This is a genomic window from Pseudomonas sp. 382, from assembly GCF_002759075.1.
Lineage (GTDB): Bacteria > Pseudomonadota > Gammaproteobacteria > Pseudomonadales > Pseudomonadaceae > Aquipseudomonas > Aquipseudomonas vlassakiae.
Genome location: NZ_PEMX01000029.1, coordinates 57,350 through 75,302, shown reverse-complemented (window position 1 = coordinate 75,302; position 17,953 = coordinate 57,350). Strand labels below are relative to the sequence as shown.

The 17,953-nt window shown below is 62.0% G+C and carries 13 protein-coding genes and 1 pseudogene; 5 read left to right on the top strand and 9 right to left on the bottom strand.

The genetic code is table 11. The annotated features are described in order from the left end of the window. Positions 1–221: 221 nt before the first annotated feature. From topA to CQW31_RS24295, 5 genes are all read right to left on the bottom strand, one after another. A complete protein-coding gene (gene topA, locus CQW31_RS24315) occupies positions 222–2,834 on the bottom strand; it encodes a type I DNA topoisomerase (protein WP_054883487.1) in 2,613 nt (870 codons plus the stop codon). A 100-nt stretch (positions 2,835–2,934) separates the two neighbouring features. After that, positions 2,935–3,186 (bottom strand): DUF1653 domain-containing protein, encoded by a 252-nt coding sequence (locus tag CQW31_RS24310; RefSeq protein ID WP_054883486.1) that lies wholly within the window; start codon positions 3,184–3,186, stop codon positions 2,935–2,937. A gap of 79 nt (positions 3,187–3,265) precedes the next feature. Next, positions 3,266–4,441: an acetyl-CoA C-acyltransferase FadA gene (gene fadA / locus CQW31_RS24305; protein ID WP_054883485.1), complete on the bottom strand. Its 1,176-nt coding sequence runs from the start codon at positions 4,439–4,441 to the stop codon at positions 3,266–3,268. 31 nt (positions 4,442–4,472) lie between these two features. Further along, positions 4,473–6,620: a fatty acid oxidation complex subunit alpha FadB gene (gene fadB, locus CQW31_RS24300; protein WP_099815581.1), complete on the bottom strand. Its 2,148-nt coding sequence runs from the start codon at positions 6,618–6,620 to the stop codon at positions 4,473–4,475. A 471-nt stretch (positions 6,621–7,091) separates the two neighbouring features. Further along, complete coding sequence (locus tag CQW31_RS24295) at positions 7,092–7,529, bottom strand: hypothetical protein (protein ID WP_099815580.1); 438 nt, start codon at positions 7,527–7,529, stop codon at positions 7,092–7,094. Between the two features lie 110 nt (positions 7,530–7,639). Between CQW31_RS24295 and CQW31_RS24290 the strand changes: the two genes are divergently transcribed. Continuing rightward, positions 7,640–8,080 carry a universal stress protein gene (locus CQW31_RS24290; RefSeq protein WP_099815579.1) on the top strand — a complete coding sequence of 147 codons (441 nt, stop codon included), beginning with the start codon at positions 7,640–7,642 and terminating at the stop codon, positions 8,078–8,080. 58 nt (positions 8,081–8,138) lie between these two features. On the opposite strand, the gene CQW31_RS24285 is transcribed toward CQW31_RS24290, so the two are convergent. Further along, the gene (locus tag CQW31_RS24285; protein ID WP_099815578.1) at positions 8,139–10,067 is read right to left on the bottom strand and encodes an ATP-binding cassette domain-containing protein; all 1,929 of its coding nucleotides are present in this window, start codon (positions 10,065–10,067) and stop codon (positions 8,139–8,141) included. Between the two features lie 222 nt (positions 10,068–10,289). Between CQW31_RS24285 and CQW31_RS24280 the strand changes: the two genes are divergently transcribed. After that, complete coding sequence (locus CQW31_RS24280) at positions 10,290–12,218, top strand: transglycosylase SLT domain-containing protein (protein ID WP_099815577.1); 1,929 nt, start codon at positions 10,290–10,292, stop codon at positions 12,216–12,218. Positions 12,219–12,339: 121 nt separating this feature from the next. On the opposite strand, the gene CQW31_RS24275 is transcribed toward CQW31_RS24280, so the two are convergent. Next, a complete protein-coding gene (locus CQW31_RS24275) occupies positions 12,340–13,143 on the bottom strand; it encodes an MOSC domain-containing protein (protein ID WP_099815576.1) in 804 nt (267 codons plus the stop codon). Between the two features lie 56 nt (positions 13,144–13,199). After that, positions 13,200–14,135, bottom strand: coding sequence for a chemotaxis protein CheV (locus CQW31_RS24270; protein ID WP_054883478.1), 936 nt, complete (start codon positions 14,133–14,135; stop codon positions 13,200–13,202). Positions 14,136–14,484: 349 nt separating this feature from the next. Between CQW31_RS24270 and CQW31_RS24265 the strand changes: the two genes are divergently transcribed. From CQW31_RS24265 to CQW31_RS24255, 3 genes and pseudogenes are all read left to right on the top strand, one after another. Further along, positions 14,485–14,994 (top strand): histidine kinase, encoded by a 510-nt coding sequence (locus CQW31_RS24265; RefSeq protein ID WP_099815575.1) that lies wholly within the window; start codon positions 14,485–14,487, stop codon positions 14,992–14,994. A gap of 365 nt (positions 14,995–15,359) precedes the next feature. Next, positions 15,360–16,245: pseudogene (locus tag CQW31_RS24260) on the top strand (sensor histidine kinase). Then, the gene (locus CQW31_RS24255; RefSeq protein ID WP_054883475.1) at positions 16,242–16,901 is read left to right on the top strand and encodes a response regulator transcription factor; all 660 of its coding nucleotides are present in this window, start codon (positions 16,242–16,244) and stop codon (positions 16,899–16,901) included. Before CQW31_RS24260 ends, CQW31_RS24255 begins: the two are co-directional and overlap by 4 nt. On the opposite strand, the gene yegS is transcribed toward CQW31_RS24255, so the two are convergent. After that, entirely contained in the window at positions 16,885–17,772 is an 888-nt protein-coding gene (yegS, locus tag CQW31_RS24250; protein WP_054883474.1) for a lipid kinase YegS, read from the bottom strand. The two genes, CQW31_RS24255 and yegS, sit on opposite strands and share 17 nt — an antisense overlap. Positions 17,773–17,953 lie beyond the last annotated feature (181 nt).

Genomic DNA, 17,953 nt, shown 5'->3' with positions numbered 1-17,953 from the left:
CTACCGTACGGAAACCGTTGCTGCCATCCAAATAGGCAGTGATTGCTGTGAGCTTGAACTGCTCAGTGTACTTGGCCATGAATCCCCCAAGGGTTGGATTGGTGTCCAACTTCTTGGGGGCAGTCCAGGAATGGCAACAGCCTTGAGGGCGATGCCGTACCTGTGGGAGCGGGCTTGCCCGCGAAGGGGCGCGAAGCGGCCCCAGTTACTGCACCGATAGATCAGCGCTTGTCTTCGACCTTCCAGCTACCACCGTCATAGAAAGCCTTCCAGCCAGTCGGCTTGCCATCGACCTCGGACTGCACGTACTGCTCCTTGGTCTTGCGGCTGTAACGAATCACCGCCGGGCGCCCTTCCGGGTCTTTCTGCGGCGCATCGCACAGGAAGTGGTACTTCGGATCGATCTCGTGCTTGTGCGGAACGATCTCCAGCACCAACGGTGCACGGGTTTCGCGGTTTTTCGGGAACTGGCTGGCCGCCAGGAACAGGCCCGAAGCGCCATCACGCAGCACGTAGGTGTCGTCGACCTTCTCGCACTTGAGCTCCGGCATTTCCACCTTGTCCATCTTCGGTGGTGCGGCCTCACCGCTCTTGAGCAGCTTGCGGGTGTTCTTGCACGCCGGGTTGGTGCAACCGAAGAACTTGCCGAATCGGCCCGTCTTGAGTTGCATCTCGCTGCCGCACTTGTCGCACTCCAGGCTCGGCCCTTCGTAGCCCTTGATGCGGTAGCTGCCCTCTTCGATCTCGTAGCCGGCGCAGTCCGGGTTATTACCGCAGATGTGCAGCTTGTGCTTCTCGTCCAGCAGGTAGGCATCCATCGCCGTGGCACAGATCGGGCAGCGGTGCTTGCCCAGCAGCACGCGCGATTCCGATTCACCCTCATCGTCCGCAGCGATCTCATCGCCCGGCACCAGGTTCACTGTGGCCTTGCAACGCTCTTTCGGCGGCAGGCTGTAACCCGAGCAACCGAGAAACACACCGGTGGAAGCGGTGCGGATCATCATTGGCCGGCCACATTCCTTGCACGGAATATTGGTCATGGTCGGCTGGTTGGCACGCATGCCGCTTTCGGCAGACTCGGCGGTCAGCAGTTTCTTGCTGAAGTCACCGTAGAACTCGTCGAGCACGTTCTTCCAGTCACGTTCGCCCTGGGCCACGTCGTCGAGGTTCTCTTCCATGTCGGCAGTGAAGCCATAGTCCATCAGGTTAGAGAAACTCTCCGACAGGCGCTCGGTGACGATATCGCCCATTTTCTCGGAGTAGAAACGACGATTGTGCAGAGTGACGTAGCCGCGGTCCTGGATGGTGGAAATGATCGCCGCATAGGTCGACGGGCGACCAATACCGCGTTTTTCCATTTCCTTGACCAGGCTCGCTTCAGTGAAGCGCGCCGGTGGCTTGGTGAAGTGCTGGCTCGGGTCGAGCTGGATCAGCTTGAGCGCTTCGCCCTGGGCCATTTCCGGCAGCACATCGTCTTCGCCCGGCTTGCTCTGCTGTGGCAGCACGCGGGTGTAACCGTCGAACTTGAGGATGCGGCCCTTGGCACGCAGCTCGAAATCACCTGCGGCCACAGTGACACTGGTGGACAGGTATTGCGCCGGAGGCATCTGGCAGGCCAGGAACTGGCGCCAGATCAGCTCGTACAGGCGCTCTGCATCCCGCTCCATGCCGCTGAGCTTGGTGGGGTGGGTATTGACGTCAGAGGGGCGAATCGCCTCGTGCGCCTCCTGGGCACCTTCCTTGCTGCCATACACCAGCGGGGCTTCCGGCAGGTACTGCTTGCCGAACTCGCGCTCGATGTAGCTGCGCGCCATGTCCAGGGCATCTGCCGACAGGTTGGTCGAGTCGGTACGCATGTAGGTGATGTAACCCGCTTCGTACAAACGCTGGGCCATCATCATGGTTTTCTTCACCCCAAAGCCCAGGCGGTTGCTCGCGGCCTGCTGCAAGGTCGAGGTGATGAACGGGGCCGACGGCTTGCTGCTGGTCGGCCGGTCTTCGCGCTTGATCACGCTGTAGCTGGAGGCCTTGAGCTTCTCCAGCGCGGCCATGGCCTGAGCTTCGTTCAGCGGCTTGAAGGCCTCGCCCTTCTCGCGCGCCACTTCAAAACGCACTTTGGCGTTCTTGGCGGTGCCAAGGTCGGCGTGCACTTCCCAGTACTCTTCTGGGACGAAGGCACGGATCTCGCGTTCACGCTCGACCACCAGCTTCACCGCTACCGACTGTACGCGGCCGGCAGACAGGCCGCGGGCGATCTTGGCCCACAGCAGTGGCGAGACCATGTAGCCCACTACGCGGTCGAGGAAGCGCCGCGCCTGCTGGGCGTTGACCCGGTCGATATCCAGCTCGCCAGGCTGCGAGAACGCTTCCTGGATCGCCTTCTTGGTAATTTCGTTGAACACCACGCGCTTGTAGCGGGTGTCGTCGCCCCCGATGGCTTCGCGCAGGTGCCAGGCAATGGCTTCCCCTTCGCGGTCCAAGTCGGTTGCGAGATAGATGGTGTCGGCATCCTTGGCCAGACGGCGGAGCTCTTCGATCACCTTCTCCTTGCCGGGAAGGATCTCGTACTTGGCTTTCCAGCCGTGCTCAGGGTCGACGCCCATGCGCGCCACCAGCTGGCGACGGGCCTTCTCTTTTGGCGACAGCGCCGGAGCCTCACCCGCAGCAGCCTTGCCACGCTTGGCGGCCGGCTCTTTGCTTGCGCTGGCCGAACCGCTGGTGGGGAGGTCTCGGATATGGCCGATACTCGACTTCACCACGTACTGGTTGCCCAGGTACTTGTTGATGGTCTTGGCCTTGGCCGGGGATTCCACAATGACCAGCGATTTGCCCATGGATCGGAGTATTCCTGAATCTGAAGATGAAAAACGCGTCAGGTGCCGGACGCGGCACCGCTATATATAGTGGCAAAAGAGTGAGGTCAAGCGTGGTCGATCACGCTTGCGACTTGCCAACCAGCTCCGGCAGCCCTTCTTCGACCTTGACCAAAGCAAAGCGCGGCACCTGCTCGCCGTCAACCTCGACGGACTCCTGGAACATCGCAAGGGGCCTCACCCAGAAGCTGTAATCACCATACAGGCATTGGTAGAAGACCATCCACTCTTCATTCTCCGAGTGCCGTGCAACACTGAAGACACGGTACTCAGGCCCTTTGTAATGCCGGTATACGCCTGGTTGTATCTGCATGCCGCCCTTCCTCTTGAAACAAATTCTGTAAAAAACAAAAACCGGGGCACAAGGCCCCGGCTGCTGTCCCGCTACGCGATCAGACGCGTTCGAAGACAGTGGTGATACCTTGACCGAGGCCGACGCACATGGTCGCCACCCCCAGGGTACCGCCGTTCTGCTTCATGACATTGAGCAGGGTGCCGGAAATTCGTGCACCGGAGCAACCGAACGGGTGGCCCAAAGCGATGGCGCCGCCGTGCAGGTTAACCTTCTCATCCATCTTGTCGAGCACTTTCAAGTCTTTGAGCACTGGCAGGGCTTGTGCAGCGAAGGCTTCGTTGAGCTCGATGAAGTCGATATCGGCCATGGTCAGACCGGCGCGCTTGAGGGCTTTCTGGGTCGACGGCACCGGGCCGTAGCCCATGATTGCCGGGTCGACACCGGCCACCGCCATCGAGCGGATCACCGCCAGTGGCTGGATGCCCAGGTCCATGGCGCGCTGGCCGGACATGACGATCATGCACGATGCACCGTCGGTGATCTGCGACGAAGTACCGGCAGTCACGGTACCACCTTTCGGGTTGAACGCCGGTTTCAGCGACGCCAGGCCCTCGAGGGTGGTTTCCGGGCGAATGGTCTCGTCGAAGTCGAAGACCTTGAGGAAACCGTTCTCGTCATAGCCCTGCATCGGGATGATCTCGTCCTTGAACTTGCCTTCGACCGTCGCCTTGTGGGCGAGCTGGTGCGAACGCAGGCCGAACAGGTCCTGCTGCTCGCGGCTGATGCCATGCATCTTGCCGAGCATTTCGGCGGTCAGGCCCATCATCCCCGACGCCTTGGCCGCATGCAGCGACAGGTGCGGGTTGGGGTCGACACCATGCATCATGCTGACGTGGCCCATGTGCTCGACGCCGCCGACCACGAACACATCGCCGTTGCCGGTCATGATCGCCTGGGCGGCGGTGTGCAGCGCGCTCATCGACGAGCCGCACAGGCGGCTGACGGTCTGGGCGGCCGAGGTGTGCGGGATCTGGGTCATCAAAGACGCCATGCGGGCGATGTTCCAGCCCTGCTCCAGGGTCTGGTTCACGCAGCCCCAGATCACGTCTTCGACTTCTTTCGGGTCGACCTTGCCGTTGCGTTCCAGCAGCTTGCTGATCAGGTGCGCGGACATGTCTTCGGCGCGGGTGTTGCGGTGCATGCCACCCTTGGAGCGGCCCATCGGGGTGCGACCAAAGTCGACAATCACCACGTCTCTTGGATTAAGGCTCATATCAAATCTCTCGCTCTAGCTCGTTGACCACTCAGTTGAAGAAGCGCTGGCCGTTCTTGGCCATTTCACGCAGCTTCGCGGTCGGGTGGTACAGCGGTCCAAGGTCGGCGTACTGGTCGGCCAGGGCAACGAATTCGGCCACACCGATCGAGTCGATGTAGCGCAGCGCACCACCCCGGAAGGGAGGGAAACCGATGCCATAGACCAGGCCCATGTCGGCTTCGGCGGCGGTTTCGACGATGCCGTCTTCCAGGCAACGCACGGTCTCCAGGCACAGCGGCACCATCATCCAGTTGATGATGTCTTCGTCGCTCACTTCACGCTGCTCGAAGACGATCGGCTTGAGCACATCCAGCACGGTGGCATCGAAGACTTTCTTCGGTTTGCCGCGCTTGTCGGTCTCGTAGGCATAGAAGCCCTTGCCGTTCTTCTGGCCCAGGCGGTTGGCCTCGTACAGGGCGTCGACGGCCGAGCGGCGCTCGTCCTTCATGCGGTCCGGGAAGCCTTCGGCCATCACGTCGCGGCCATGGTGGCCGGTGTCGATGCCGACCACGTCCATCAGGTAGGCCGGGCCCATCGGCCAGCCGAACTTCTCCATGACCTTGTCGATGCGCACGAAGTCGACGCCAGCGCTGACCAGCTTGGCGAAACCGCCAAAGTACGGGAACAGCACACGGTTGACCAGGAAGCCCGGGCAGTCGTTGACCACGATCGGGTTCTTGCCCATCTTCTTGGCGTAGGCCACGGTGGTCGCGACTGCTACCTCACTGGACTTCTCGCCACGGATCACTTCCACCAGCGGCATCATGTGTACCGGGTTGAAGAAGTGCATGCCGACGAAGTTTTCCGGGCGCTTGAGCGCCTTGGCCAGCAGGTTGATGGAAATGGTCGAAGTGTTGGAGGCGAGGATCGCGTCCTCTTTTACCTGGCCTTCCACTTCGGCCAGCACGGCCTGCTTGACCTTCGGGTTTTCGACCACGGCTTCGACGACGATGTCGACGTTGGCGAAGTCGCCATACGACAGGGTCGGGCGAATGGCGTTGAGCGCCTCGGCCATTTTCGCCGGAGTCAGGCGGCCTTTCTCGACGCGGTTGCCAAGCAGCTTGGAAGCCTCGTTCAGGCCCAACTGGATGGCTTCCTCGCGGATGTCCTTCATCAGGATCGGGGTGCCCTTGACCGCCGACTGGTAGGCAATGCCGCCACCCATGATGCCGGCGCCGAGCACGGCAGCCTGCTTCACGTCGTGGGCGATTTCGTCATGGGCCTTGGCCTTGCGCTTGAGCTCCTGGTCATTCAGGAACAGGCCGATCAGGCTTTCGGCAACCGAAGTCTTGGCCAGTTTGGCGAAGCCTGCAGCCTCGACTTCCAGGGCCTTGTCGCGGCCGAAGTTGGCGGCCTTCTGGATGGTCTTGATGGCCTCGACCGGCGCCGGGTAATTCGGGCCGGCCTGGCCAGCGACGAAGCCCTTGGCGGTCTCGAAGGCCATCATCTGCTCGATGGCGTTGAGCTTGAGCTTTTCCAGCTTGGGCTGGCGCTTGGCCTTGTAGTCCAGCTCGCCACTGATGGCGCGCTTGATCAGGTCCAGCGCACCGGCCAGCAGCAGCTCAGGGGCGACCACGGCATCGACGGCGCCGACTTTCAGGGCGTCTTCGGCACGGTTTTCCTTGCCGGCGGCGATCCACTCAATGGCGTTGTCCGAGCCGATCAGGCGCGGCAGGCGCACGGTACCGCCGAAGCCTGGGTAGATGCCCAGCTTGACTTCGGGCAGGCCGATCTTGGCGCTGCTGGACATGACTCGATAGTCGGCTGCCAGGCACATTTCCAGGCCGCCGCCCAGGGCGATGCCATTGATGGCCGCCACGGTCGGTACTTCGAGGTCTTCGAAGGCGTTGAAGATGCGGTTGGCTTCCAGGTTGCCGGCAACCAGTTCGGCTTCGGGCAGCTTGAAGTTGTCGACGAACTCGGTGATGTCGGCGCCGACGATGAACACGTCCTTGCCACTGCTGACGATCACGCCTTTCACCGAGGCGTCGGCCTTGATGGCGTCGATGGCCTGGCGCAGCTCGTCCAGGGTCAGGCGATTGAACTTGTTGACGGACTCACCCTTGAGGTCGAACTTCAGTTCGACGATGCCGCTTTCAAGAGCCTTAACCGTGATGGCTTTACCTTCGTAAATCATCAACTGATCTCCACGATATGGAAGCTGAACTGTACACGCCGATCGCTGGTGGAAGAGTAGGTCTTGCCGCCCTTGCCCCAGGCACACCCGTCAGCGCGCTAGTCGGGATTCTGTATGAGCGGCATGACATACAAACGCTCAATTCATACGCCCGTTTGATTTGGGTATGCACACATTCACCGAAAAGGTCGGCGTTGTCAAATGCTCTGGAACAGGGTGAAAACGCGACTTTGCGGTCATTTTGTATCGCCGATGGGTTAAACATGATGACAGTGATTACCGATCATTCATGTCAGCGATTGACCACAAGCAAACGACGGTGGCTGCATTTATCTCGTGCACGCGGCCAGGGAATGGCTACACTGCGACTGGATTCAGGAATTTCCCGGCCTGCCTGGCCTTTTCTGCGCGGCAGAAACGACAAAGCGGCAACCTGGTAGCTACCGGGTTGCCGCTTTGTCGTTGTGGCTATCAAGCCAGGGTGTCGAAGGCGTGGGCAATATCCTGCAATACAGATTTATCCCCGCGCTCGCTCCAGTACAGGGCAAGCATGCGCTTGTCAGCCTCCACCTTGTAGACGGTTGCCGGCAGGCGCATGAACACTTCGTTCAGGCGCGGCTCCTCGCAGGCCTCCTTCCACTGGTTCCACCAGACACCAGGGCTGACCTGCCAGTAGCACCAGCTGTCTTCATGCCCGCGCCTGCGCCCACGGTGATATTGCGGGCACGGGCTCGGTGGCGCCTGCTCGAACCAGTGTGGCCACTGTTGGGGGGCCAGTTGCATGGCCAGGCCCATGCGCCGCGCCTCCAGGCGCAGGCTCATCTGCTGCCCCTGTTTGCGCGACAGGCGCAGCCAGGACAGCGGACTGAGAATCAGCGCAAGGATTGACACCACTAGCCATACCGTCATATCAGTAAGTTCCATAAAGCGTTGCAAAAGAGCGGGTTACTCAGTATTCACGGATGACCTGCCGGAAAGCGACCATACTTCTACTATCGCGATTGTCAGGAGTACAGCTCATGTCCTACGAACATCTTCTGGTCGCCGTCGACCTCACCGAGGAATGCGACCCGGTGATCAAGCGTGCCATGAAGCTCGCCGAGCCCACAGGCGCCAAGGTCTCGCTGGTGCATATCGTCGAACCGATGGCCATGGCCTTTGGCGGCGATGTGCCGATGGACCTGTCGCAACTGCAACAGCAGCAGTTCGACCAGGCCAAGGAGCGCCTGGACCGCCTGTTCAACAAGTACCCCGGCATCAATCGTGGCGACTCGCACCTGACCTACGGCCAGCCGCGCCAGGAAATCCACCAACTGGCCAAGGACCAGGAATGCGACCTTATCGTGGTCGGCAGCCATGGCCGGCATGGCCTGGCCTTGCTGCTGGGATCCACCGCCAATGATGTGCTGCATGGTGCGCCGTGCGATGTGCTGGCGGTGCGCTTGCAGAAAAAAGAATGATCCAGCCTGCGCCGGCCTCTTCGCGGCGGTTCTGCGCGAAGAGGCCGGCGCAGCAGACTCAGCCTTCCAGCTCAGCCCACCGCTCTACCAGCGCATCCAGCTCAGCTTGCAGCTTCTCGATCTTGGCCAGCACTGCCGAAGTCTCGGCAATCGGCCGCTGATAGAAGCCAGCAGCGTTCACCTCTTCCTGCGCCTCGGCCATGCGCTGCTCGACCTCATCGATCTGACCCGGCAGCATTTCAAGCTCGCGTTGCAGCTTGTAGCTGAGCTTTTTCTTCGAAGTATCGGCAACCGGCGCAGCTGGCGCAGGCGCAGCCACTTCCACCGGCTTTTCGACCACGGCACTGTTGAGCTCGGACTTGCCGCTCTTGCTCTCGGTCACGCCGAGCAGCTTCGCCGAACCGCCCTGGCGGATCCAGTCTTCATAGCCACCGACATACTCGCGCACCTTGCCCTCACCTTCGAATACCAACGTGCTGGTGACGACGTTGTCGAGGAAGGCCCGGTCGTGGCTGACCATCAGCACGGTACCCTTGTAGTTGGACAGCACCTCTTCCAGCAACTCGAGGGTTTCCACATCCAGGTCGTTGGTCGGCTCGTCGAGCACCAGCAGGTTGGCCGGCTTGCTGAACAGCTTGGCCAGCAGCAGGCGCGCCCGCTCGCCGCCGGACAGCGCCTTGACTGGCGTACGGGCACGCTGCGGGCTGAACAGGAAATCGCCCAGGTAGCTCAGCACATGGCGGTTCTGACCATCGATCTCGATGAAGTCACGGCCTTCGGCGAGGTTGTCGATGACGGTCTTTTCCAGGTCGAGCTGGTGGCGCATCTGGTCGAAATACGCCACTTCCAGCTTGGTGCCGCGCTCGACCTTGCCTGCGGTAGGCTCCAGGTCACCGAGCATCATCTTCAGCAGGGTGGTCTTGCCGGTACCGTTGGCACCCAGCAGGCCGATACGGTCCTGGCGCTGCAGGACCATGGAGAAGTCCTTGACCAGCAGCGGGCCATCGGCGTGATGGAAGCTGACGTTTTCCAGCACCATCACCTGCTTGCCGGATTTGTCCGCCGCTTCGATCTGGATGTTCGCCTTGCCCTGGCGTTCGCGGCGCTCGCTGCGCTCGACGCGCAGGGCCTTGAGTGCACGCACACGGCCTTCGTTGCGGGTACGCCGGGCCTTGATGCCCTGGCGAATCCACACTTCTTCCTGGGCCAGGCGCTTGTCGAACAGCGCATTGGCGGTTTCTTCGGCGGCCAGCGCGGCTTCCTTGTGCACCAGGAAGCTGGCGTAGTCGCCGTTCCAGTCGATCAGGCCGCCGCGGTCCAGTTCGAGGATGCGCGTGGCGAGGTTCTGCAGGAAGGAACGGTCGTGGGTGATGAACAGCACGGCACCGTTGAAACCGCGCAGGGCTTCTTCGAGCCAGGCGATGGCCCCGATGTCCAGGTGGTTGGTCGGCTCGTCGAGCAGCAACAGATCAGGCTCGGACACCAGCGCCTGGGCCAGCAGCACGCGGCGGCGCCAGCCACCGGAGAGCTCGGCCAGGGTCTTGTCGGCGGGCAACTGCAGGCGGCTCAAGGTGCTTTCCACCACTTGCTGCAGGCGCCAGCCGTCGCGGGCTTCGAGCTCGTGCTGAACGTGCATGAGCTTTTCCAGATCTGCATCGCTGTGGATGTTCTGGCTCAGGTGATGAAACTCGGCGAGCAACTCGCCGACGCCATCCAGGCCTGCCGCGACCACATCGAACACCGTACGCTCGTCGGCAACCGGCAGCTCCTGTGGCAGCTCGCCGATCTTCAAGCCAGGGGCGCGCCAGATCTCGCCATCGTCGCCCTTCTGCTCGCCCTTGACCAGGCGCAGCATGCTCGATTTGCCGGTGCCGTTACGGCCGATGATGCACACCCGCTCGCCACGGGCGATCTGCCAGGACACTTTGTCCAGCAGCGGCATCGCGCCGAATGCGAGGGACACATCGCTGAATTTGAGCAGGGTCATGTTCGTCTCCAGAAAGCGGGCGCGCATTCTACCTGAGTTGGCCCCTGCCGGCATTAAGTACGCTTCCGTACCGAGGCCTGGCGACACCCGGTCAGTGTTAATGCCCGGTTACAAGCACAGCGCTATCACCCGCCGCCGGCAAACGGCTAAGCTAAGGCAATCAGATTTCAACAGTGCTGGCTTCGCCGTCACTTCCCCATGGTTCAACTGCCCGGACGTATCATGCGCAGCCGCCTGTTACAGATTGCTTCCTGCCTGCTGCTCACTGCCGCCACCGCCAGTGCGGCGCAGGCCATCGACCTTTCTCTGCAACGCCAGTATTACGACGAGGCCAAGCGTGCGCTGGCCAAGGGTGACAAGGGCCCTTACCTGCGTTACGCCCCACAGCTGCGCGACTACCCGCTCACGCCGTACCTGGCGTATGACGAACTGACTGCGCGCCTGAAGACTGCCAGCAACGAGGAAATCGAAGGTTTCCTGGCCAAGCACGGCGACCTGCCCCAGGCCAACTGGATGAAACTGCGCTGGCTGCGCTGGCTGGCCGAACGCGGCGAGTGGAACACCTTCGTCAAGTACTACGACCCCAAGCTCAACTTCACCGAGCTGGACTGCCTCAACGGCCAGTATCAGTTGAGCCACGGCCAGCGCGCCGAAGGCTTCGCCAGTGCGGAAAAATTGTGGAACGTCGGCAAGACGCAACCGGCTGCCTGTGACACCCTGTTCGGCATGTGGGCCGCTGAAGGCCAGCTGACCGAGGCCAAGCGCTGGAACCGCGCCAAGCTTGCAGCCCAGGCGCGCAACTACGTACTGGCCAACAACATGGTGCAAGGCCTGACCACGCTCGGGCCTCAGGGCCGGCTGCTGATCGACGTTGCCCAGAAGCCGGAACTGCTCAACCAGCCGTCGCGCTTCACGCCGGCCACCGAGGCCATGTCCGACGTGGTCAGCCTCGGCCTGCGCCGCCTGGCCCGGCAAGACCCTGAACGGGCCATGGCGCTGCTCGACGAGTACGCCCAACGCATGCATTTCTCGCGTGACGAGAAGGTCGCCATCGCCCGCGAGATCGGCCTTACCCTGGCACGCCGCTACGACCCGCGCGCGCTGGACCTGATGACCCGCTACGACCCTGAACTGCGCGACAACACGGTCAGTGAATGGCGCCTGCGCCTGTTGCTGCGCCTCGGCCGTTGGCAAGACGCCTACGAGCTGACCCGGCGTCTGCCACAGGACCTGGCCAGCAGCAACCGCTGGAAATACTGGCAGGCCCGCACCCTGGAGCTGGCCCAGCCGAACAACCCGCAGGTTCCATTGCTGTACAAGAACGTGGCACGCGAGCGTGACTTCTACGGTTTCCTCGCGGCTGACCGGGCCAAAACGCCTTACCAGTTGAACAACAGGCCGCTGCTGTTGAGCCCGCAACTGGTCAACAAGGTGCGCAATACCCCCGGCATCCAGCGTGCCCTGGAGTTCCACGCGCGTGGCCAGGTGGTCGAAGGCCGCCGCGAGTGGTACCACGTCAGCCGTCACTTCAACCGCGATGAGATGGTCGCCCAGGCTCGCCTGGCCTACGACATGCGTTGGTACTTCCCGGCCATCCGCACCATCAGCCAGGCGCAGTACTGGGACGACCTGGATGTCCGCTTCCCCATGGCCTATCGCGACACCCTGGTACGTGAAGCCAAGGTGCGTGGGCTGCATTCGAGCTGGGTGTTCGCCATCACCCGCCAGGAAAGCGCCTTCATGGAGGATGCCCGCTCCAGCGTCGGCGCCAGCGGCCTGATGCAGGTGATGCCGGCCACCGCCAAGGAAACCGCACGCAAGTTCAGCATCCCGCTGGCCTCGCCGCAGCAGATGTTCAACCCGGAAAAGAACATTCAGGTCGGTGCGGCCTACCTGAGCCAGGTGCATGGCCAGTTCAACGGCAACCGGGTGCTGGCGTCGGCGGCCTACAACGCAGGCCCCGGGCGTGTGCGACAGTGGCTCAAGGGCGCCAAGCACCTGAGCTTCGACGTGTGGGTGGAGTCGATCCCGTTCGATGAAACGCGCCAGTATGTGCAGAACGTGCTGTCGTATTCGGTGATCTACGGGCAAAAGCTCAATGTGCCACAGCCGCTGGTGGACTGGCATGAGCGGTATTTCGATGACATGTAGTTCCAGCTAGGCCTGTACCGGCCTCTTCGCGGCTAAAGCCGCTAGCACAGGGATCCCACAGCTTGCAGAGTCAGTGCAATACCTGTGGGAGCGGCTTTAGCCGCGAAGAGGCCGGTACAGGTTATTCGAGCACTTCGACTTCCATCCCCACTTCAAGCCAGCCACTGCCATCCACGGCCAGGTTCTGCCCGAAGAGGATGTCGCCTTCCTTCTCACGGAAAGTCTTCAGGGTCGTCAACGGCTCACGGTCAGCACTGCGCTCCCCGGTCGCCGGGTCGAGGGTAGTGAAGATGCACCGGACGCTCGGTTTGAGCACTCGAAACTCCAGCTCGCCAATGCGGATCCGCTTCCAACCATCCTCGGCGAACGGCTCAGCCCCCTGCACCACCAGGTTTGGCCGAAAACGCAGCATTTCCATGGGCCGGCCAATCCGCCGGCTCAGGTCATCCAGCGAGCCCTGCCCGATCAGCAGCAACGGAAAGCCATCAGGGAACGCCGCACGGTCGCTGTTCAGGCCGTAACCATTGGGCAGGTAGCGCGCCCGCTGCTCCGGGCAATGCACCAGGCGCACCGCCTTGCCAAGCCACTGCGACAGCCAGGCAGCCGCCTCGTCGCCGGCGTCCGGCACACGCAAGGTATCGCGCCAGATGGTCACACCGCGCAGCCCATCGTCAGCGGCGGGTACCGCCACTGGCAACGGCGCCTGCCCAGGCAGTTCGAGCAGCAATTCGCCAGCCTCGCCCGCGCTGGCCTTCAGCTGGCCCAGTTTGGGCCAGGCACGCTGAGTGAGGAAGCGTCCGTTCTCTTCCTCGACCACCATCCAGCGTCGGTCGCCCTGCAAGCCTAGAAGCCCCACCGGTGAAGCTCGCAAGCATTGCGCCTGCCCCGACTTCACCGGGTATCGATACAACTCACTGAGAAACATCCCTGCCCGCCTCATGCCTTGTCAAAAGCCAAGCTTATACCTGGCTGACCGTGGGATCACGCGTTGCCGGCATCCAGCAGCAGGCGCTGCTTGACCACATCGACAAGGCGATCAGGCTGGAACTTGGAGAGGAAATTGTCACAACCGACCTTTTTCACCATCGACTCGTTGAAACTGCCCGATAAAGAAGTGTGCAGCACCACGTAGAGCTTGCGCAGGCGCGCATCGCCACGAATTTCGGTGGTCAGCCGATAGCCGTCCATCTCCGGCATTTCCGCATCGGTGAAGACCATCAACAGCTTCTCGCAGACGTCCTCCCCCGCATCGGCCCAACCCTTGAGCAGGCGCAAGGCTTTCAGGCCATCACTGGCAACGTGCAGCTTCACCCCGAGTTGCGACAGGGTATCGCGCAGTTGCGCCAGTGCCACGCTGGAGTCGTCCACCAGCAGCACTTCACGGCCACGCGCGCGCGCCAGCACCGGGTCGGCCAGTTTGTCGCCGGAGACCCGGGCGTTATAAGGCACGATCTCGGCGAGCACCTTCTCCACATCGATCACTTCGACCAGCTTGTCATCCACTTTGGTGATGGCGGTCAGGTAGTGCTGGCGCCCGGCACTCGAAGGCGGCGGCATGATGGATTCCCAATTCATGTTGACGATGCGATCGACGCCACCCACCAGGAACGCCTGCACCGAGCGGTTGTACTCGGTGACGATGATGGTGCTGTCCGGCCCCGGCTGCAGCGGGCGCATGCCGATCGCCTGGGACAGGTCGATCACCGGCAGGGTCTGCCCACGCAGGTTGACCACCCCACAGACGAAGGCGTGGCGCTGCGGCATCAGGGTCAGCTTTGGCAGTTGCAGTACTTCCTGCACCTTGAACACGTTGATTGCGAACAACTGGCGACCGGCAAGGCGGAACATCAGGATTTCCAGACGGTTCTCACCCACCAGCTGCGTGCGTTGGTCTACCGTGTCGAGAATGCCAGCCATTGGAAAACCCCCAGGGTTATGTCGAAAAATAGAAATGATCCGTCCTGTATCGGCGCTATTCTGCGTATCTTGACCCCGGCGAAAAAATGCCCCGCCGGGCGATTGATATCAGATTAGCATCATGCTTTACTGCGGCATGACCCGCCTGGATCCATTTCAGCGCAACCTGTCGCACCCTAGGTGCCATCAGGGAATCCCCTAGGCGCAATCAGGCGCAACCTGATGTTCGCGATATCCTTTAGCCATTAATGTGACGCCATTCTCACTGCATGAATGGAGTCAGGCTTTTGCTAGCGATCGATATGGCGTGGCCATCCCCTGCTCCAGCCCAACGCGCCGGAGTGACTTGATGGACAGCAGCGTCTCCAACTTCGACACCCTGCAGGACTTCCTGCTGGATGCCCAGGTCTTGCTGACCCAGTCCCAGGAATGCCTGCAGCATCTGGAACTGATCAGCAACGACCCGGACGCCTGCCAATGCCTGAACAGCACCCTCCAGACCCTGGCCCGACGCGCCAGCGCCCTGGGCCTGCTTGAAGTCGCCCACTATGCCAGCGTGCTGCACCGACTGCTCGCCCCGGCCTGCAAGCAGCGGTGCCTGGATCAGACCGTTTTGCCAGCGCTGAATGCCTGCCTGACCTTGCTGGCCTGGCAACTCGAACTGCTCGATGTGCGCACCGGCAGGCTCGCTCTCGATTGCTGTGAGCAGGTAACGCTGCTGAGCGAACTGGCAGTCGCCCTGAATCAGCCGTTGCCGCAAACGTGTGCGTCTTGCAACGAAAACGCCAGTAACTGCTTGCATCCGCGCTTGGCCGTGCCCGGCAGGCCATCAGCCAGCGGAGCCGCACAGCGCCACTAGCCGGCGGGTACAACTCACCCAATGACGCATGACTCGAGGGGTTTTTCACGCGTTCAGCCGGGCGCACTTTCGGTCTGTTGCTAGTTGAACGTGAAGCGGTCATCACAAGATCGGGAGGAGGCATTTTGACACTCAATTTGCCTGCCCAGCCCCCCTCCCGAGCCCGGAAATGCTTAGGTTTCAAAGCATTGCCCAGCGCGACCAAATTGAACCGAAGTGGTAAGATGCGCGCACACAAATGCTGGCCGGCTCCCCATGTTTCGCATCGGGTCGCGCTCGCCACTTGTTGCAAGCACAGCGCCAAAGCCTCTGCCAAGAGGTGTGCACAGCCCCCATCAGCAAGACTTCAGTGGCTTCTCAACTCTATGTCCCCACGCTTGAAGATATCTCTGCGCTGCCGTTCACGCACCACCTTGCTGCGCTGGGTGACGGCAATGCTGTGCGTGGTGTCCCTGCTTGCCAACCTGGCTCTGTATGCTGGCGGGCAAGGCATGCCAGCCAGCCTGTTGCTGCTGCAACTGGTGGCCACGCTTGGCGTCTGCTGGCACCTGAGCCACGGTGCCAAGTCGATCAGCCTGCGCCCGGCGGAACTGGCCGGGCGCATGCTCCAAGTCCAGGAGACAGAGCGCCAGCACCTGAGCCGCGAACTTCACGACGACATCGGGCAATTGCTGACCGCCGCCAAGATGCAGCTGGATTGGTTGCAACGCCGTGTACCGAGCGACTTGCAGACACACTGTGACGACTTGCGCAGCACCCTTGAAGACACCTTGAGCAAAGTGCGCGACGTTTCCGCCCTGCTCAACCCACGGCAACTGGCCAGCCTTGGTCTCGAGGCCAGCCTGCGGGCCCACCTGGTACGCACCTTGGCAAACAGCGACGTGCACTGGAGCCTGGAATGCCATCAACGCCTGGGCGGTATTTCCGAAGAAGTCGCCATGGCGGCGTTTCGCATCACCCAGGAGGCGGTCACCAACATGCTGCGCCATGCCCGGGCTCGCAACTTGACCATCCGCCTGCAGCGCAGCAGGGCTTGCCCTATCGATCCAGGATGACGGCCAGGGCTTCATCCCGGCTGCCAATCCGGCCGAGGCCGGCCAGCGCGGCATGGCCGGCATGCAGGAACGCGCCACCGCCCTCAACGGCAGCCTGGCGATCACCAGCCAGCTCGGCCTGGGCACGACGATCGACGTGCTGTTCCCGTGGCCACCCCGTATTCATGAACGCGCCAGGACTACCGCTTCAACATGACCTGTAGATTGCTGCTGGTGGACGACCACTCGCTGATCCGTGCCGGGGTTCGTGCCCTGGTATCCGACATCCCTGGCTACACCGTGGCCGGCGAAGCCGATGACGGCGACCAGTTGCTCGAGCAGGTTCGGCACCTGGCACCTGACATCGTCCTGCTGGACATCTCCATGCGTTCGACCAGCGGCCTCGATGCCCTCACCCAACTGCGCGCCACGGGTAACCCCTGCAAGGTGCTGATCCTGTCCATGCACACCGATCCGGACCTGATCATGCGCGCACTGGAAAGTGGCGCCCACGGTTACCTGCTCAAGGATGCCACGGCGACCGAACTGGAGCAGGCCTTGGCCGCGCTGCGCAATGGCGAGCGCTACCTCAGCCCGGCCATCGCCCATACGGTGATCAACCAGGCATTGATGCGCGCGCAACACGGCAAGCAACCCGGCCTTGATCGCCACAACCTCACCGCAAGGCAACTGGAGATCCTGCGCCTGATCGTGCGCGGCAAGTCCACCCGTGAAATCGCCGCCGGCCTGGGTCTGTCGATCAAGACCGTGGAAACTCACCGTTCGCAGATCATGAAGCGCCTGCAGATCTACGACGTGGCCGGCCTGGTGCTGTTCGCCGTGCGCGAAAAAATCATCAGCCTGGATGACTGATCAGCGGGGAATTCAACGGCAAGTGCAGGCGCAGCGCCCCTGGCAACGCCGCAAAGCGCAGGCTGTCGGCCTGCAGCGGCTCGCCATCGAGGTTGATGTCCAGCCCCTGCGAACAGGTAATCTCGACCCAGGGCAAACGTGCCCGCACGAACAAGCCTTCACCCGCCAGCAAATCACGAAGGGCGCCTACCATTTCCTGGGGCGCTGGCAGGATGGCGATATCGAGCAGGCCATCATCGACTTGCGCGTCCGGGCACAACACTTGTCCGCCACCGGCCTGGCGACCATTGCCGATCCCCAGCGCCAGCAGGTCGCCCTGCCAGTCGAAGCCCGGCCCTGACAGCTCGACCGAGGCGGCCTGCAGCTCACTGAAGCGTGACAGCCCGGTAAACAGGTAGGCCGCAGCGCCGAGCATTTTCTTCAGGTCTTCAGAGGTATTGGCGGTAACCTGACTGCCGAAACCGCCCGTGGCCATGTTCAGGAACAACTGGTCGCCCACTTGGCCCAAGTCGATCGGCCGTGGCGGCAGTTCCAGCAGCGCCAAGGCCTCGGTTGGCTCAAGGGAAATGCCGGCAGCCCTGGCGAAGTCATTGGCCGTTCCCAGCGGCAGCAACGCCAGGCTGGCTTCGCTGCGTGCCCGGCCCATGGCTTCGGCGACGTCGCGCAAGGTGCCGTCCCCCCCGCCAGCGATCACATGGCTGTACCCGGCCGCCAGCGCTTCGCCTACCAGCCGCTGGGCATCGCCACCTTCCCAGGTCACCCGCACATCCAGCGTCCAGCCACGTTCGCGCATGGCGCTCACGGCGTGGCGCACCGCTTCGTTCATGGCCTGCTTGCCATGCAGGATCAAGATTGCCTTGCGCTGTGGCATCACGCGTCTCCATGGGGTTGGTTCAGTCCAGATCTCGACCACAAAGTCTGCCCAAATACTGCATGCCGCCGGTAAAACAGCTCTACATCGGGGATTGACTTGGCGCGTGGTCGAACAAAAATCGACCAGATTCACATAAATATCATTGAAAGCTTTTTCCATCCGGCGCATTATCGACAAA

Excerpts from the sequence above, each read along its gene's own strand:
- topA (WP_054883487.1), bottom strand. The coding sequence starts at position 2,834 with ATGGGCAAATCGCTGGTCATTGTGGAATCCCCGGCCAAGGCCAAGACC.
- CQW31_RS24295 (WP_099815580.1), bottom strand. The coding sequence starts at position 7,529 with ATGACGGTATGGCTAGTGGTGTCAATCCTTGCGCTGATTCTCAGTCCG.
- CQW31_RS24265 (WP_099815575.1), top strand. The coding sequence starts at position 14,485 with ATGGACAGCAGCGTCTCCAACTTCGACACCCTGCAGGACTTCCTGCTG.
- yegS (WP_054883474.1), bottom strand. The coding sequence starts at position 17,772 with ATGCCACAGCGCAAGGCAATCTTGATCCTGCATGGCAAGCAGGCCATG.
- fadA (WP_054883485.1), bottom strand. The coding sequence starts at position 4,441 with ATGAGCCTTAATCCAAGAGACGTGGTGATTGTCGACTTTGGTCGCACC.
- CQW31_RS24285 (WP_099815578.1), bottom strand. The coding sequence starts at position 10,067 with ATGACCCTGCTCAAATTCAGCGATGTGTCCCTCGCATTCGGCGCGATG.
- CQW31_RS24280 (WP_099815577.1), top strand. The coding sequence starts at position 10,290 with ATGCGCAGCCGCCTGTTACAGATTGCTTCCTGCCTGCTGCTCACTGCC.
- CQW31_RS24290 (WP_099815579.1), top strand. The coding sequence starts at position 7,640 with ATGTCCTACGAACATCTTCTGGTCGCCGTCGACCTCACCGAGGAATGC.
- CQW31_RS24310 (WP_054883486.1), bottom strand. The coding sequence starts at position 3,186 with ATGCAGATACAACCAGGCGTATACCGGCATTACAAAGGGCCTGAGTAC.
- CQW31_RS24270 (WP_054883478.1), bottom strand. The coding sequence starts at position 14,135 with ATGGCTGGCATTCTCGACACGGTAGACCAACGCACGCAGCTGGTGGGT.
- CQW31_RS24255 (WP_054883475.1), top strand. The coding sequence starts at position 16,242 with ATGACCTGTAGATTGCTGCTGGTGGACGACCACTCGCTGATCCGTGCC.
- CQW31_RS24275 (WP_099815576.1), bottom strand. The coding sequence starts at position 13,143 with ATGTTTCTCAGTGAGTTGTATCGATACCCGGTGAAGTCGGGGCAGGCG.
- fadB (WP_099815581.1), bottom strand. The coding sequence starts at position 6,620 with ATGATTTACGAAGGTAAAGCCATCACGGTTAAGGCTCTTGAAAGCGGC.